At 76.3% G+C, this 853-nt stretch carries 2 protein-coding genes; one reads left to right on the forward strand and one right to left on the reverse strand.

The genetic code is table 11. The features are described 5' to 3' along the window. Window positions 1-362: chromate transporter (locus E6R62_RS37550; protein ID WP_136217920.1), on the forward strand; the 362-nt coding region annotated here is incomplete at its 5' end. On the opposite strand, the gene E6R62_RS37555 is transcribed toward E6R62_RS37550, so the two are convergent. Beyond that, on the reverse strand, window positions 330-551 hold the full coding sequence (locus tag E6R62_RS37555; protein ID WP_136217921.1) for a hypothetical protein: 222 nt from the start codon (window positions 549-551) through the stop codon (window positions 330-332). The genes E6R62_RS37550 and E6R62_RS37555 overlap by 33 nt on opposite strands. Window positions 552-853 lie beyond the last annotated feature (302 nt).

Here is an 853-nt window from a genome sequence, read left to right on the forward strand (position 1 = left end):
TCCTGCACGGCACCCGCGGCGGGCTCGTGGCCGGCGGGCTGTTCGTGCTGCCCGGCGTCCTCGCCCTGCTGGCGCTGGCGGCCGTCTACGTCGCCTTCGGCTCCACGACCGCGGTGACCGCCCCGTTCGCGGGGCTCGCGCCCGCGGTCCTCGCGATCGTGGCGCAGGCGGTGGTCCGGGTCGCGAAGCGGGCGCTCACCAGCCCGGCGCTGGTCGCCATCGCGGTCGCGTCGTTCCTGGCGCTCGCGCTGTTCGCGGTGCCGTTCCCGGTGGTCGTCCTGGTGGCCGGCTTCCTCGGCTGGGCGCTGCACCGCCGGGGGGCGGCCGCCCTAGCCGCCCGGAGCGCGGCGCCGGTCAGCTGACCGGCGCGGGGGAGGACGGCGGTGCGGCCCGAGGTCCTCTTCGCGGGGCACCCGGTCGCGTCGGCCGTCCTCCGGGCGGTGTTGGACCTCGCGGACGGCCTCGGCGACGTGCGCGGCCTGCGCGAGCACGGCGGCGCGGGTCTTCACCGGGTCGTACGAACGGGGACGGCGTGCGGAGGCTGCTGGCATGGGGCCGAGACTACGACGCCCGGGGGCGGATGTGGGGCCGTATCTTCACCCCGGACCGTGACCGGTTGCGCGATTCAACTGCCCGATATGGCCCGGGAGTTGACGGTACGTGGGAGGAAGCGCGAGGTCCCGGCGCCGGTCGCGGGGACCGGTGCCGGGACCTCGGAGGAGCCCTGCGGACGGTGTGGCCGTCAGGCCATCAGCGCCTCGATGGTGCCCTCGTGCGCCTCGCGGACCTCGCGCAGGGAGAGGGTGAACTCGCCCTGCCCCTCCAGCGCGTCCCCGTCGACCACACCGATCCG

The organism is Streptomyces sp. A1136 (assembly GCF_004795055.1).
In the GTDB taxonomy this organism is placed as follows: Bacteria; Actinomycetota; Actinomycetes; order Streptomycetales; family Streptomycetaceae; genus Streptomyces.

What these genes read in the sequence shown, in the direction of transcription:
- E6R62_RS37555 (WP_136217921.1), bottom strand. Translation starts at nt 551, where the DNA reads ATGCCAGCAGCCTCCGCACGCCGTCCCCGTTCGTACGACCCGGTGAAG.